Raw genomic sequence first — 15,262 nt, 5'->3', positions numbered from 1 at the left:
TGCGAAAGGGGTGTGCGGAGCGGCGTGAAATGGGAGGCGCCCCGTGCTGGCGGGGGGCCGCCGAGATCGAAAGCAGAGTGAGGGTCAGTGCAGGCAAGCCACACGGCGCCACTGGCGCCGTGTCGGATGAAGTCGCTGGTCGGCAGGGGGAGGCTATTTGAGCAGCGCCAGAATGGATCGAAAGGCCGGATGGTGGGGCCGGTCGACAGGAGAGCTATTTGATCAACGCCAGAATGGATCGAAAGGCCGGATGGCGGCAATCGCCCAGCAGTTCGTAGAGGCACATCTCCACCGAGGTGAGTTCGGCCCCGTGCGCCGCCAGCTTGTTGATGGCGAGCTCCCGGTTGGCGGCGCTGCGCGACGACACCGCATCCACCACCAGCGACATCTGGCTGCCCGCGTCCAGCAATCCCTGCACCGTCTGGTAGACGCAGATATGGGCCTCGATGCCGCACACCAACCAGTGGCTGACGCCCTGGCGGGCGAGGGCGTTGGCCAGCGCCGGTTCCCCCAGGGCGCCGAAGCTGTGCTTGGGCAGCACAAGATCGCCTGCCTGCATCAACTGCAGCTCGGGCACGGTGGCCCCGAGCTTGTCCGGGTTCTGCTCCAGCCAGACAACCGACAGGCCCAGCAGTCTGGCTCCCGCTACCAGCCTGGCGGTGTTGGCGATCAGGGCGTCGCTCCCCTCGACCAGACGGGCCAGTTTGCCCTGAATATCGACGACCAGCAGGCCGGTGTGCGTGGTGGTCAGCATGATGAGCTCCTTGCTAGGGAATGAAATGGGTAGCCGATGGTGCTTAGCCGTATTGAGTCCTTATATCAAAGGCCGTGATTTTTTATAAATAAGCTTGCCCGGTTTTGTTGCTTGGCGAAGAGAAACGGCTCTGTTATGGTGTGCTTAATTAGCCGTTTGGATGGCTGGATGGTTGCGATGGTTCAAGCACGACTCTGCCATCGCGCCAGCCGTTGAGATATTTACAGGGAGTTTTTATGCAGCGTCGTTCCTTCTTTGCCCTTTCCGCTCTGGTCCTGCTGGCCGGTACTCTGCCATTGGCCGCGCTGGCCGCCGATCCGGCCAAACAGGAGATCGTCATCGGTACCACGGTGGGGGATTTTGCCGACATGGTGACCGACTCCATCAAGCCGCAGCTCGAAGCCAAGGGCTACCAGGTCAAACTGGTGGAGTTCACCGACTACGTGACGCCCAATATCGCGCTGGCCGACGGCTCGCTCGATGTGAACTGTTTCCAGCACAAGCCCTATCTGGAGAGCTTTGCCAAGGATCGGGGGCTGTCACTCGCCCCCATCACCCAGGTACCGACCGGCCCCATGGGCCTCTATGCCGGCAAGCTGGGAGATCTGAAGGCGGTGCAGGAGGGGAGCACGGTGGCCATTCCGAACGACCCCACCAATCAGGCGCGGGCGCTGCTGATGCTGCAGGATCTGGGCTGGCTGACCCTGAAGGAGGGGATCAACCCGCTCAAGGCGAGCGAGTTCGACGTGGTGAAAAACCCGCACAACCTCAAGCTGGTGTTGCTGGAGGCGGCTCAACTGCCCCGCTCGCGCGAAGACGTGGACTTTTCGGTCATCAACGGCAACTTTGCCGCCTCAAGCGGCATTCCTTTCAGCTCAGGTCTGTTCCTTGAGCGCAGCTACAACTTCATCAACTGGGTGGTGGTAAAAAGCGCCGATGCGGACAAGCCCTTTGCCAAAGACGTGGCTGCGGCCTACAACTCGGTCGCTTTCAAGGCCTATGCCGCCAAGCGCTTCGTCGGCTACAAGTACCCCGAAGGGTGGCAGGGCGCGAGCGCCAGCAACTGAGTGGCCAGCGTCACAGGCTTTGAACAAAAACGGGCACCCGCGGGTGCCCGTTTTTTTGTGTCGTGCACATGTCAGTAATGGCGTAGCCACCAGCGGGCGGCAAACAGCGCGGTGAGGCTGCCGAGCAGGGCGCTTGCCAGCACATCCAGCGGCCAGTGCATGCCGATCAGCATGCGCGACAGGCCGACACCGATGGCCCACAGCGGCAGCAGCCAGGCGCCGGCAGGGGCGCGCGCCAGCCAGATCAGGCCGAAGAACTGGGCCAGGCTCATGGCGGCGATGCTGTGGCCGGAGGGGAAGGCGTAGTTGACCTCCGCCTGCCAGTGGTTGGCGAGCCACTCGGGCAGCGCCAGCAGCTGGCTGGCGGCATGGACCTGCTCGCTGCGCACCTCCACCTTGCCGGCGTAGAACTGCTGGATGGCGGGGATCAGCTGCTGGCTCTCCAGCCAGAGCAGGTAGGGGCGAGGCTCCTCGGTCAGATGCTTGATCAGGCTCTTGATGAGCCAGTCGCCGGCCAGTACGGCAAACAGGGCGCCGCCGAGGGCCAGCAGCGCCGGCAGGCTCAGCGTCAGCTTGTGTCGGGTCAGCAGCAGCAGGGCCAGGATGCTGACGGCGATACCGGGCACATCCACCATGCGGGTGAGGGCGTAGGGCCACCAGAGCCAGTCCGAGTGCAGGGCCTGGCTCATGAACGGCTGCCAGGGCAGGCAGGCCAGCAGGAGCAGCGGCAGGATCAGGGCGGCACTGAAACACAGCACCTGGCGGCGCGGCAGGGAAGAGGCGTGAGTCGGCATAACGGGGCTCGGCAAGGTGCCCATTCATGGGCAGCAAAAAAAGAGGCGCCATTGTGCCAGCCCAGTGCGGTCGGTCAAGTCGCGCCCCGCTCGCTGTAACACGGGGTTACAAATGAGTTTGGTGATGGCCAACCCGCCGAGTGCAATCCGGCTGGTGGCGAGAGGGAGCTCCCGAGGTTGCTTGTGCAGGCCGGCCACTCGGTTGAGCAGAGATGAGCCAGCCGCGCGCTGGTTCCCGCCAGAAAGTCGCGGCGGCGGCCGCTCATGGATGAATAAGCATCTGAAACTTCGGTCTGTTTGGGCTAGAATGGCGCGCTTGTGGCCGCTAGCGAGGTGAGAGAGCCCGATGAAGATCGTCGTTGATGAAAATATGCCCCACGCCCGTGAGCTGTTTGCCGAATTTGGCGAGGTCATCCCGCTGCCCGGCAGGCAGATGCTGGCGACGGATCTGCAAGAGGCCGATGTGCTGCTGGTGCGCTCCGTCACCCGGGTGGACGCCGCGCTGCTGGCCAGCTGCCCACGACTGAGCTTCGTCGGCACCGCCACCATCGGCACCGATCACGTGGACAAGGGGCTGCTGGCCGAGCGGGGCATTCCCTTCTTCAGCGCCCCCGGCTGCAACAAATATTCGGTCGGCGACTATGTGCTCTCCGCCCTGCTGGTGTTGGCCGAGCGCCATGAGCTCAACTTGGGCGCGATGAGCCTCGCGGTGATTGGTGCCGGCAACACCGGCGAGTGTGTGGCAGGCAAGGCCGAGGCCCTCGGCATGCGGGTGCTGCGCTGCGATCCGCCCCGTGCCCGCGCCGCCGAGGCCAACGAGGCGGCGCAGTTTGTCGACTACCAGCAGGCCCTTGAGGCCGACATCGTCAGCTTCCACGTTCCCATCACCCGTCAGGGGCCGGATGCCACCTTCCACCTGCTGGACGCGGCGCAGATTGCCGCCCGCCCGGCCGGGCAGATCCTCATCAACGCCTCCCGTGGCGAGGTGTGGGACAACCAGGCCTTGCTGGCGCGCCAGCAGAGCCAGGCGCCGCTGCGGCTGGTGATGGACGTGTGGGAAGGGGAGCCGGAGCCGCTGCAGGCCCTGGTACCCCACACCGAGCTCGCGACCCCGCACATCGCGGGTTACAGCCTGGAAGGCAAGGCCCGCGGCACCTGGATGCTCTATGAAGCTCTCTGCCGGCAGCTGAGGCGCACGCCGCGTCAGGATCTGCAGAGCTTGCTGCCGATCCCTGAGGTGCGCGAGGTGACACCGGGCCAGTCGGCGGATCAGGCATTGATCAAGCAACTGGTCCACCTTATTTATGACGTGCGTCGCGATGACGCCCGTTTTCGCAACCGGCTCGGTGTGGCGGGCAGCTTCGATGAGCAGCGCAAACACTATCCGGAGCGGCGCGAGCTCTCTTCCCTGCAGCTGAAAGGGCCGTTTGCCGGCGCAGCCCTGGCCCGGCTCGGGTTTGTCTGCCAGCCAGACTGAACACTTTACATACTTGAAGGGGCGGGAGCCTTGCCCCGCCCATACCCGGTCTGGCCCGACGCCAGACCCGCTATCAGGCAGGTCCGCCTGCCAGCGGTGATGCTAGCGCGCGTCACCGGCACCATCATAGGAGAGAACAGCAGTGAGTCAGCAATTCAACGTAGCGGTATTGGGCGCCAGCGGCGCCGTGGGCGAGGCGATGATCGAGATCCTGGAAGAGCGTGCCTTCCCGATCGCCACCCTCTATCCGCTGGCCTCCAGCCGCAGCGCCGGCGACACGGTGCGTTTTGCCGGCAAGAATGTCGAGATCCTGGATGTGGAGGCGTTTGACTGGAGCCAGGTGCAGATCGCCCTCTTCTCCGCCGGAGCCGAGGTTTCTGCCAAGTGGGCGCCGATTGCCGCCGAGCACGGCTGCATCGTCATCGACAACACCTCCTGCTTCCGCTACGACGAAGACATCCCGCTGGTCATTCCGGAAGTGAACCCGGATGCGCTGGCCGATTTTCGCAACCGCAACATCATCGCCAACCCCAACTGCTCCACCATCCAGATGCTGGTGGCACTCAAGCCTTTGCACGATGAGGTGGGTATCGCCCGCATCAACGTGGCGACCTATCAGTCCGTCTCCGGCTCCGGCAAGGAGGGGGTGAGCGAGCTGGCCGGCCAGACCGCCCACCTGCTCAACGGTCGTCCGGTGGAGCCGAGTCTCTATCCGCAGCAGATCGCCTTCAACCTGATCCCGCAGATCGACAGCTTCACCGACAACGGCTACACCCGGGAAGAGATGAAGATGGTGTGGGAGACCCAGAAGATCCTGGGGGATGCCAGCATCGCCGTGAACCCCACCTGCGTGCGGGTACCGGTGTTCTATGGTCATGCCGAGGCGGTCCACGTCGAGCTGCACCAGCCACTCGACGCCGAACAGGTGAAAGAGCTGCTGCGCAATGCGCCGGGCGTCACCCTGTTTGACGACGAGAGCGACTATCCGACCCCGGTGCGCGACGCCACCGGCAAGGACGAGGTGCTGGTGGGCCGGGTTCGCCAGGATATTTCTCACCCCTGCGGTATAAATATGTGGATCGTGGCCGATAACGTTCGTAAGGGCGCGGCGACCAACAGCGTACAGATTGCCGAACTGCTGGTGCGCGATTACCTCTGATCGTCGGGTCCATTGGCCTGGCGGGGAGGGAAATCCGCCAGGCTGCCAGCCTGTGCACCCATGGGGTGGATGTGACCGGGGGCGCACTCTGCAGCCCCGAGAATTTTTCGCGATATCAACTGATTAAGTTTTTTCCTACACTCAGGGGCAAGTTGGGTGCTAAATGTGTCGGACTGCTGGCTTGCAACCTGAGCCTGATTTATATTGAACCGACTGTTTTGGGGTAACTATCCAGATTTTTCAATGTGATAGGGCCGTCATACGAAGGAACGAATATGGGACATTCCCGCATAACATTGGCAACGCTACTCGCATTGGGTCTGCTGGGCACGGCCCAGGCCGAAGACTCGGCGCGGGAGCCTTTTTTTGTTGAGCTCAAAGGCCCGGACGAGCCGGCTCCGCCCGCCGTCAATTCCCAGCCGCTGGCACAACCCGTCGCCGCTCCCCGCGCCACGTCCCAACCCAGCCGAGCCACGGCCCAGCCGATCGTGCGGCAGGTCGCGAGCAATGCCGGTAGTTATGGCCCCATTCGTCCCACCGACACCCTCTGGAGCCTGGCGAGCAAGTACCGTCCCTCCAGCAGTGTCAGCGTCTACCAGACCATGGTGGCGATCTACGAGAAGAACCCCCGCAGTTTCGCCGATGGCAACATCAACCACATTCTGGTGGGCTCGCGCATCCAGCTGCCCACCACCGCCGAGGCCAGCGTCATCACCGATGCCGAGGCCCGCGCCAAATTCCGCAGTGACAACGCCAGCTGGAAAGGGCTGAGCCCGAAATACCTGGCGAGCAAACATACCCAGCCGGCCAAGCCGGTGGCCACCAAAACAACCCCGCCCAAGGCGGCTGAGCCGGCCAAACCCGAGGTAGCCAAGGTCGCGCCCGCCAAGGCGGCGCCCATTCCGGCCCCGGCACCCAAGGTGGAGACACCCCAGCCGGCCACCGAGGTGAAGGCGGTTGCCAAGGCTCCCGAGCCGGTAGCCAGCCAGGCGGCTGCTACCAGCGCCGCCACGGCCAGCGCACCGGCGCCGTTGCCGGCCGATGTCAATCAACCGGTCGGCAAGCCCTCCACCGAGATGGCGCTGGCGCTGGAAGATGCCAATGCCCAGCTCGGCCAGGTCACCGAGATGAACCACAGGCTCAAGCTGCGGCTGCAATCCCTGACCGAAGAGGTGGAGACCCTCAAGGCCCAGCTGCAGGATCAGACCGCGCTGCAAAAAGAGATTGCCGAGCTCAAGGCCAAGCCGGTTCCGCCGGTGGCACCGGCCCCCGAGCCCAAGCAGAACTGGCTGATGGACCTGCTCTCCTCGCCGCTCAACCTGGCCATGATCATCCTGTTGCCGGTGCTGCTGGTGCTGGCGTTGGTGACCCTGTGGCTGCGGGCGCGGGCCCGCCGCGAGCTGGAAGAGCAGGAGAAGAGCCTGTCCGAATCCACCGCCATGGTGATGGATCAGGAGAGCAGCGAATTTGACGAGCTGATGACGGTCGGCATCACCGACGACGAGCCGGTACGACCGCGCCCGGATCTCAACACGCCGGATGGCTACATGGCGGTGGAAGAGCCTGCCGCGCCGGCCGATCTGGTGTTCAGCGATGATGGCGAGATGGACCTGGCCAGCTTCGATGCCGAGCCGGCCCCGCCCGCCAAGGCCGCCATCCGGGATCCGGATCTGGTGCCCGAGCTGGATCTGGCCCATGACGAGTCCATCACCCTCGACACCGAGCCGGATCTGGACCTTGCCAGCGAATTCAATCCCAAGCCCAAGGCTGGCAACGAGATCATGAGCGAAGAGGAGCTGCAGGCAGCTCTGTTCGCCGAGCTGGACGCAGACCTGGAAGCCGATCTGGCGCTGGACGGCAGCGATGACGGTCAACCCGATGCCGACCCCATGGTCAGCGACGAGGATCTCGCCTCCTTCGATTTGAGCGACTTCGAGACCGCCTTTGCCGAGCCGGGCGCCGACAAGGCTACCAGTGCCACGGCCGACGCCAGCGCCGATGAGCTGCTGGCGGAGCTGGGGCTGGAGCCCGAACCGACCAAGGGGAAACAGGAGGCCGCTGCGGATCTGGAGTGGGATCCCAACGAGCTGGCCCTGGCCGATTTCGAGGATGCCTTCGCCGAGGTGGAGTCCCATCCGGGCGAGGTGAAACCACGGGAACAGGCTCAGGAGAGCGGTTATGTCGAGATCGACAAGCTGCTGGCCGAGGCGGACGCCACCACCACCGAGCAGGAACCTTATCAGGGCTTCTCGCTGGACGTGGGGCTGGATGGCTTCCCCGAGGTGCTGCCGGAGTCCACCGGGTTTGACGTGGATGCCGACGATGGCGGGGTGGGGGCCAAGCTGGATCTGGCCCGTGCCTACCTCGAGATCGACGACAAGGATAGCGCCCGCGAACTGCTGCAAGAAGCGGCGGAGCAGGGCACCGAGCATCAGCGGGCCGAGGCCGAGAAGCTGCTCAAGCGCCTTGGCTAGAGAGCCAGCGCATAGTGGTGAAAGCAGGGGCAGCCGATGGGCTGCCCCTTGTTTTTGGCATCGGTGTTTCTGGCGCCTGGTCTGGCCTGGGCGCGGCTATTTGGGATTTTTGAGGCGAGACGCGTATAATCCGCCCCGTTTCGTTCACCGCTCCTTTTCATCAGAAGACAAGTTTATCCATGCGAATTGCCCTAGGTATTGAATACGACGGCAGCCGGTATTTCGGCTGGCAGCGTCAGCGCGAAGTGATCAGCGTACAGGAGGAGCTGGAAAAGGCCCTCAGCCGGATCGCCAATCACCCCGTCTCCATCCAGTGTGCAGGGCGCACCGATGCCGGTGTCCACGCCACCGGCCAGGTGATCCACTTCGATACCGATGCGAATCGCGCCGAAGGGGCCTGGACCCTGGGTCTCAACTCCAACCTGCCGCCGGACATCGCCGTGCGCTGGGTCAAGCAGGTAGACGAGGGATTTCATGCCCGCTTCAGCGCCACCGCCCGTCGCTACCGCTACGTCATCTACAACCACAACTACCGGCCGGCCATCCTCGGCAGTGGCGTCAGTCACTACCACGAAACCATCGATGCCGATCTGATGCACCAGGCGGGCCAGAGCCTGCTCGGGGAGCATGACTTCAGCACCTTCCGGGCCGTCGCCTGCCAGTCCAACACTCCATGGCGCAATGTGACGCATCTGTGTGTCAGCCGCTCCGGCCCCTACATCGTGCTCGACATCAAGGCCAACGCCTTCCTGCACCACATGGTGCGCAACATCACCGGCTCACTGCTGCTGGTGGGGCAGGGGCTCCAGCCGGTGGAGTGGATTGCCGAGGTGCTGGCAGCCCGGGATCGCAACCTGGCAGGCCCGACTGCCAAGGCGGGGGGACTCTATCTGGTGGACGTGGATTACCCGGCAGAACTGGGGTTGCCGCAGATGCCGCTCGGCCCGTTGTGGCTGCCGGACTCGGCACCGGGTACGACCAGTTTTTAGTAACTGGCCCCGAAAATTTGTGGTTTAATGATCCGTCATTTATTGCCATCGAGCTATTAAGTCATTGAACAATCTAGGCTCGATGCGTTTTGTCAGGCACAAAAGCATTAAGGAATTCCATGAGCTGGCTTGAGAAGATCCTTCCCAAGAGCAAGATCACTACACCTCGTCGTCACAACATTCCGGAAGGGGTGTGGACCAAGTGCAGTGCTTGTGAACAGGTGCTCTACCGGGCAGAGTTGGAGCGCAATCTCGAAGTGTGCCCCAAGTGTGATCATCATATGCGCATCAGCGCCCGTGCCCGTCTCGAGAGCTTTCTCGACGAGCAGGGCCGCACCGAGATCGGTGCCGAGCTGGAGCCGCAGGATGTCTTGAAATTCAAGGATTCCAAGCGCTACAAGGATCGTTTGTCTGCCGCCCAGAAAGAGACGGGAGAAAAAGATGCGCTGGTGGTGATGAAGGGGACCCTCAAGGGGGTGCCGGTCGTCGCCTGTTCATTCGAGTTCTCCTTCATCGGTGGCTCCATGTCCTCCGTGGTCGGTGCCCGCTTCGTGCGCGCCGTCGAGGAGAGCATCAAGGAAGGTCGCGGTCTGGTCTGTTTCTCCACCTCGGGTGGTGCCCGCATGCAGGAGGCGCTGTTCTCCCTGATGCAGATGGCCAAGACCAGTGCGGCGCTGGACCGCCTCTCCAAGGCCGGCCTGCCCTATATCTCCGTGCTGACCGACCCCACCATGGGTGGCGTCTCCGCCAGTCTGGCCATGCTGGGTGACATCAACGTGGGCGAGCCCAAGGCACTGATCGGCTTTGCCGGTCCGCGCGTCATCGAGCAGACCGTGCGCGAGAAGCTGCCGGAAGGCTTCCAGCGCTCCGAGTTCCTGCTGGAGAAGGGCGCCATCGACCTCATCATCGATCGCCGCGAGATGCGTAACCGTCTGGCCAGCCTGCTTGCCAAAATGCTGAATACTCACGTCATCGAAGAGTGAAGATGAGTTCCAACATGCAACAATCCCAAAGCCGGTCGCTGGTCGACTGGCTTTCTTATTTGGAGCAGATCCACCCGGTCAACATCGACATGGGGCTGGATCGGGTCGGCGCCGTGGCCCGCCGCATGGGCTTAACCCACCTGCCGTTCAAGGTGATCACGGTGGCGGGCACCAACGGCAAGGGCTCCAGCTGTGCCATGGCGGCCAGCATACTGATGGACGCCGGCTACCAGGTCGGCGTCTACTCCTCTCCCCATCTGCTGCGCTTCACCGAGCGGGTGCGGATCAACGGGGCCGAACTGGCCGACAGCGATCACTGCACCGCCTTTGCCGAGGTGGAAGCGGCTCGCGGCGAAATTGCCCTTACCTTCTTCGAGTTCGCCACCCTGGCGGGCTTGTGGCTGTTCCGCCGCGCCGCGCCGGATGTGCTGCTGCTGGAAGTGGGGCTGGGCGGTCGGCTCGATGCCACCAATGTGGTGGAGTCCGATGTCGCCATGATCACCTCCATTGCGCTCGATCACTGCGACTGGCTCGGGGATACCCGCGAGGCGGTGGCGGTGGAGAAGGCGGGGGTGTATCGCGCCGGCAAACCCGCCATCAGCGGTGAGCCCAATCCGCCCGTCACCATCGCCAGCGAGGCTGCCCGCCTCGGCGCCTGCCTGCGTCAGGTCGGCATTGATTTTCGTGGTGATGAGCACGACACCGGCTGGGATTATCACGGCCTTCATCAGTGGCTCGACCTGCCCAAACCGGCCCTGCCGCTGATGAACGCGGTCACCGTGCTGGCGGCGCTGGAGTCCCTCGGTCTGCCGCTGCCGGAAGAGGCTATTCGGCAAGGGCTGGCCAATGCCCGGCTGGCGGGGCGGATGCAGCAACTGCAAAGCGACCCGCTGGTCATCGTCGATGTGGCCCACAACCCCCATTCGGCGGCTTATCTGGCAGCCCAGCTGCGCAAGATGCCCTGCACCGGCGTGCGCCGCGCCGTGGTCGGCATGCTCAAGGACAAGGACATGGCGGGGTCGCTCGGCGAGCTCGATGGCCTCATCGGCGAATGGTATCTGGCCAGCCTGACCGGCCCGCGGGCGGCGAGCGCGGCTCAGCTGGCTGGAGCCCTTGGCAGCGAGCGGGGGCCGGCGACCACCTTTGACAGCGTGGGGCAGGCCTATGCTGCGGCGTTGGCCGCATCGAGTCCTGATGATATGGTCATTGTGTTTGGTTCGTTTTACACTGTTGCCGACATTCTGGCGGGTGCCGCCGTCTAGGCCACACCCCGGCTCCCCGGCCCTCTGGCGGGGAGCCGAATCGCATATTGAGTTACGTAAAGGTAGGATTCAACTTGGCCTCTAAGTTTCAAAACCGTCTGGTGGGCACCGTCATCCTGGTGGCCCTGGTTGTCATTTTTCTGCCGGATTTGATGGACGGCCACAAGCTGGAGCAGAAGGAAGAGGCGTTTGCCAAGATCCCGCTGCGCCCGGAGCTGGAGCCCGCCAAGCCTGCCTTGCAGGTATCGGCCGCCAGCACCTTGCCGGCGGAGCACCTGGCCAGCCAGCAGCAGGCCTCTGCTGCCCAGCAGTGGCAGGTGGAAGAGGTATCTGAGCCGGTAACCCTGGGGGCCAAGCAGGGCCAGCCGCCGGTGCAGCAACCGGCCGCCAAGCCGGTGACCCAGCCCGTCACTCCGCCTGTGGTCAAGCCCCAGCCCAAGCCTGAAGTGATCGCCAAGAAACCGGTGGAGCAGCCCAAGCCCAAGGTGGTGCCACCCAAGCCGGTCGAGGTGCAAAAACCGGTTGAGAACAAGCCGCAGGCGGGCCAGATCAAGTCGATGGACGATCTCATCGCCAGCAAGATGGGACAACCGACCACGACGACCGCCCCGGCGCCAGCGGCTACTGCGCCGGCCCAGGGCAGCTGGATCCTGCAGCTCGGCGCCTTCAAAAACGTCGACAGCGTCAATGCGCTGGTGGGCAAGCTGCGGGCTGCGGGCTACTCGGCTCACACCTCGCCGCGCACGCCGGTCCAGGGTCAGCTCAACCGGGTCTTCATCGGGCCGGATGTCTCCAAGGCCAAGCTGCAGGGCATGCAGAGCCGCATCGGCCAGATGACCGGCTTGAGTGGTTCCGTGGTGGCTTACAACCCCTAAGAGGGTCGACAAGGTAAAAAAATACCGCGCTGCATCTTGGATGGGCGCGGTATTTTTTTAGATGCATTTCACCGGTTTGGGCAGGCCGCCAATCTTGGTGGCCTGCTTGGCTGGCCCTTCCGGGAACAGCTTGTAGAGGTAGCGGCTGTTGCCCTTCTCGGGGCCGTACTGCTTCTCCATCGCCTTGACCAGGGCGCGGATGGCGGGGGAGGTGTTGAACTCCAGATAGAAGGCGCGTACGAAGCGCACCACTTCCCAGTGCGGCTCTTCCAGCACGATACCTTCCTGTTCGGCCAGTACCAGTGCCAGCGCCTCGCTCCAGTCGTTGCTGTTGAGCAGATAACCCTTGGCATCGGTTTCGATGAGTTGGCCGTTGAATTCCAGCTGGTGATGCTCGGACATGGTGGGCTCCTTGTGGCCTGTCAGGATTGGGCGGGCATGGTAGCGCCTTGTTCCCGGGTGAGCAACCGGCTCTCGTTGGCCAGGGTGAGCAACTCATCCGCCAGCTGGCTGATGAGGTTGAGCTGCTGGGTCAGCATCAGCTGCTCCTCGCTGCTGTCCGGGGTGATGACCGGGCACTGCCCCTCGATCTGTTCCGGCATCTCTCCCGCCAGGTGGCCGGCAGCCCGCTCCAGGGTGTGGCTCAGGTGACGGCTGATCTCGTCCAGCTCGCCGATGGCCTCCAGCTTGTCGCGATGGGCGCCCAGCGCCGAGATGTAGGAGAGCAGGGCGTGGTTGCGCCAGGTGAGGGTGAAGCAGAGATCGAGGAAGCGACGACGCTTTTGCGGCTCCACCAGCATGCTCTGCCAGGCCATGGCCAGCTCGCTGTCCGCCAGATGGGCGCTCTTGCGCGCTACCCGGTAGTCGATGGACTCATCCCGCTGCTGCTGCAGGCTGGCGAGCACCGCCGAGAGGTAGCGGGCGTTGGCCGAGAGCGAATTGGCGATCAGGGTCGGCAGCCGCTTGTACTGCCAGTCCGGCCACAGCCAGGCCACCAGGGCGTAGGAGAGCAGGCAGCCGAGGAAGGTATCGAGCATGCGCGGCCCCAGGATGGCGAAGCCGATGCCGTCCAGCAGGTTGAACGCCATCAACACGTAGAGGGTGATGAAGCAGACCGCGGCGCTGTAGTTGCTGCGCACCTGGGTGAAGAAGAGGAAGGCGGCCAGCCCCATCACCACCAGCTGTACGTGCAATTCCGGGAACAACCAGAGCACCGGGATCCCCACCAGCAGGCCGGCGAAGGTGCCGAGCATGCGCTGCACCAGCCGGCGACGGGTGGCGCTGTAGCTCGGCTGACAGACGAACAGCACGGTCAGCAGGATCCAGTAGCCCTTGTCCAGGTGGAACGCCTGCAAGATGCCATAGCCCACCACCAGCCCGAGCGACAGCCGCAGGGCATGGCGAAACACCATGGAGTTTGGGGTGAGATGCTGTTTGAGCTGGGTCAGCAGCGGCAGGCGGGCAGGCCGGGCCAGGGGCGGCAGGCTCTGCGGGGCCTGCTCGGGATTTTGCAGCTCCTCGGCGCTTTGCAGCAACTGGTTGATGCTGGCCAGATTGCGGCGCAGAAACTTCATCGGCGTCAGCAGGGTCTTCGGGTAGTGCTGCTTGAGGTGGGTGAACTCCAGCTGATCGCCGAGGGCCTCCAGCGTCCAGTGGATGCGCTTGTTGTGGGCATAGGGCTTGTGCACCAGGATGGCGTAGCCGAGCCGCTGACACGCCTCGGAGAGCTGCAGGAACACCTCCTGAAAGCCGTCAAGCACGATGCCCTGCTTGAGCTCGGCCTCCAGCTTGCTGTAGGGGTAGTGGCTGGAGGTGGCCCGCTCGTGGATCTCCAGCGCCAGCAGGTAGAGGCGCAGCAGGCTGGCCAGCTCGGGGGAGGCCCGGTGGCGGGTGCTGAGGCGGGCGTTGAGCGCCGACTTGGTGAGCGTCAGGGCGTTGACCAAGTTGATGTTGAGCTGGGCCAGGTTGTGACGAATGGCCTGGGCGCCGTGCTCGTCGGCCGGAAAGAAGCGGGATTTTTCCAGCAGATAGCGGGAGAGGGCAAAGTAGCTCTGGGCCAGCTGTTCGTGCAGGGTCTTGTAGGGTAGCAGCCAGAGCCAGACCAGCGACACCAGGCCATACCAGAGTGCCCCGGCGCCGAGTGCCAGCGGCTGATAGAAGAGATCCGGCGCCTTGGCGGCCCCCAGCATGGTGTAGATGGCGATGAGCAGGGAGCCGAAGCTGATGGTGGCGTAGCGCTGACCGAGCGCCCCCACCATCACGAAGATAAAGGTGGAGCCCGCGAGCCCCAGGGCGAACAGCCAGGGAGTGGGGAAGAGGTACTGCACGCACAGGGAAGCGAACAGGAAGCAGAGCAGGGTCATGGCGAGGTTCTTGACCCGGCCCCACAAACTGTCGTCGGTCTCGGCGATGGCGCCGGCCACCACCCCGAGGGAGAGCAGCACGGTGAGCTGGATGTCGCCGGTCGCCAGGGTGAAGGCAAGCAGCCCCATGATGGCCAGCAGTACCTTGAGGGCGAAATAGATATGACTGTCAGTCAGCAAACGGCGCAACAGGCCAGAGAAATCCATGGGCATGGGAGAGCGCAACCCTTGAGCGAAACGAAAACCAGAGCATAACCGGTCAACAACGAAACGGCCCTGATTTGGATCAGGGCCACTTCGCTTCATATCCTTGATTTACAACTTATCCTGACAGAAACAGGTGCCAATAAAAACCCCGCCGAAGCGGGGTGTTTGATTAGCTGCGGTTGCCGCCAAGCAGGCTCAGCAAGCTCAGGAAGATGTTGTAGATAGAGACGTACAGGGTGACGGTGGCGGAGATGTAGTTGGTCTCGCCGCCGCGCACGATTTGCTGGGTGGTCAGCAGGATGGCGCCGGAGGAGAACAGCATGAACATGGCGGACAGGGCCAGGCTCAGGGCGCTCATCTGCAGGAAGATGTTGGCGATCATGGCCACCAGCAGTACCCAGAAACCGACGAACAGCATGCCGCCGATGAAAGAAAGATCACGCTTGGTGGTCAGGGCATAGGCCGACAGACCGAAGAAGGTGAGCGCGGTGCCGCCGAGCGCGGTCATCACGATCTCGCCGCCGCCGTTGTTCATGTACATGTTGATGATGGGGCCCAGGCTATAGCCCAGCAGACCGGTCAGGGCGAAGGTGAACACCAGCCCCATGCCGTTTTCGCGATTCTTCTCGGTCAGGAACATCAGACCGTAGACGCCGATGAGGAAGATGGCCCAGTGCAGGGGCGGCATGTTCATCACGGTGGCTACCCCGGCCACCACGGCAGAGAAGCCAAGAGTGAGGGAGAGCAGCATATAGGTGTTGCGCAGTACCTTGTTGGTATCGCGCGCGGCACTCTGGGTGCCGGTATAGATAGAACGGGTATCCATCTTGGGTGTCCTCTTGATTTCCGTGGTGAGGC

General features: G+C 63.5%; 13 protein-coding genes. 8 read left to right on the top strand and 5 right to left on the bottom strand.

What is annotated here, in order from left to right; all coding sequences use genetic code 11:
- Positions 1-214: 214 nt before the first annotated feature.
- A complete protein-coding gene (locus AHA_RS13565; protein ID WP_011706500.1) occupies positions 215-754 on the bottom strand; it encodes an isochorismatase family protein in 540 nt (179 codons plus the stop codon).
- 236 nt (positions 755-990) lie between these two features.
- Here AHA_RS13565 and AHA_RS13560 point away from each other — a divergent pair, with 236 nt between their 5' ends.
- Entirely contained in the window at positions 991-1,821 is an 831-nt protein-coding gene (locus AHA_RS13560; RefSeq protein ID WP_011706499.1) for a MetQ/NlpA family ABC transporter substrate-binding protein, read from the top strand.
- 71 nt (positions 1,822-1,892) lie between these two features.
- Here the strand turns inward: AHA_RS13560 and AHA_RS13555 are convergent, their stop codons facing one another.
- Positions 1,893-2,639 (bottom strand): phosphatase PAP2 family protein, encoded by a 747-nt coding sequence (locus tag AHA_RS13555; RefSeq protein ID WP_011706498.1) that lies wholly within the window; start codon positions 2,637-2,639, stop codon positions 1,893-1,895.
- A gap of 322 nt (positions 2,640-2,961) precedes the next feature.
- On the opposite strand from AHA_RS13555, the gene AHA_RS13550 reads away from it, so the two are divergent.
- The 7 genes from AHA_RS13550 to dedD all read left to right on the top strand — a co-directional run bounded on the left by AHA_RS13550 (position 2,962) and on the right by dedD (position 11,834).
- Positions 2,962-4,092: a 4-phosphoerythronate dehydrogenase gene (locus AHA_RS13550; protein WP_011706497.1), complete on the top strand. Its 1,131-nt coding sequence runs from the start codon at positions 2,962-2,964 to the stop codon at positions 4,090-4,092.
- 142 nt (positions 4,093-4,234) lie between these two features.
- Entirely contained in the window at positions 4,235-5,251 is a 1,017-nt protein-coding gene (locus tag AHA_RS13545) for an aspartate-semialdehyde dehydrogenase (RefSeq protein WP_011706496.1), read from the top strand.
- A 275-nt stretch (positions 5,252-5,526) separates the two neighbouring features.
- Positions 5,527-7,725: a FimV/HubP family polar landmark protein gene (locus AHA_RS13540; protein ID WP_011706495.1), complete on the top strand. Its 2,199-nt coding sequence runs from the start codon at positions 5,527-5,529 to the stop codon at positions 7,723-7,725.
- Positions 7,726-7,904: 179 nt separating this feature from the next.
- Positions 7,905-8,714: a tRNA pseudouridine(38-40) synthase TruA gene (truA, locus tag AHA_RS13535; protein WP_011706494.1), complete on the top strand. Its 810-nt coding sequence runs from the start codon at positions 7,905-7,907 to the stop codon at positions 8,712-8,714.
- A 119-nt stretch (positions 8,715-8,833) separates the two neighbouring features.
- On the top strand, positions 8,834-9,697 hold the full coding sequence (gene accD / locus AHA_RS13530) for an acetyl-CoA carboxylase, carboxyltransferase subunit beta (RefSeq protein ID WP_011706493.1): 864 nt from the start codon (positions 8,834-8,836) through the stop codon (positions 9,695-9,697).
- Between the two features lie 2 nt (positions 9,698-9,699).
- Complete coding sequence (folC, locus tag AHA_RS13525; RefSeq protein ID WP_164927677.1) at positions 9,700-10,959, top strand: bifunctional tetrahydrofolate synthase/dihydrofolate synthase; 1,260 nt, start codon at positions 9,700-9,702, stop codon at positions 10,957-10,959.
- A gap of 74 nt (positions 10,960-11,033) precedes the next feature.
- A complete protein-coding gene (gene dedD, locus AHA_RS13520; RefSeq protein WP_011706491.1) occupies positions 11,034-11,834 on the top strand; it encodes a cell division protein DedD in 801 nt (266 codons plus the stop codon).
- Between the two features lie 57 nt (positions 11,835-11,891).
- Here the strand turns inward: dedD and AHA_RS13515 are convergent, their stop codons facing one another.
- The 3 genes from AHA_RS13515 to AHA_RS13505 all read right to left on the bottom strand — a co-directional run bounded on the left by AHA_RS13515 (position 11,892) and on the right by AHA_RS13505 (position 15,230).
- The gene (locus AHA_RS13515) at positions 11,892-12,236 is read right to left on the bottom strand and encodes a TusE/DsrC/DsvC family sulfur relay protein (protein WP_011706490.1); all 345 of its coding nucleotides are present in this window, start codon (positions 12,234-12,236) and stop codon (positions 11,892-11,894) included.
- 20 nt (positions 12,237-12,256) lie between these two features.
- Positions 12,257-14,410, bottom strand: a complete 2,154-nt coding sequence (gene yccS / locus AHA_RS13510) for a YccS family putative transporter (protein WP_011706489.1) — start codon at positions 14,408-14,410, stop codon at positions 12,257-12,259.
- Between the two features lie 163 nt (positions 14,411-14,573).
- Positions 14,574-15,230, bottom strand: coding sequence for a Bax inhibitor-1/YccA family protein (locus AHA_RS13505; RefSeq protein WP_011706488.1), 657 nt, complete (start codon positions 15,228-15,230; stop codon positions 14,574-14,576).
- Positions 15,231-15,262: the final 32 nt, after the last annotated feature.

The sequence above is a fragment of the Aeromonas hydrophila subsp. hydrophila ATCC 7966 genome (genome assembly GCF_000014805.1).
GTDB classification, from domain to species: domain Bacteria; phylum Pseudomonadota; class Gammaproteobacteria; order Enterobacterales; family Aeromonadaceae; genus Aeromonas; species Aeromonas hydrophila.
Note: the sequence above shows the minus strand (reverse complement) of the source record. Positions and strands in the feature narration are given on the sequence as shown.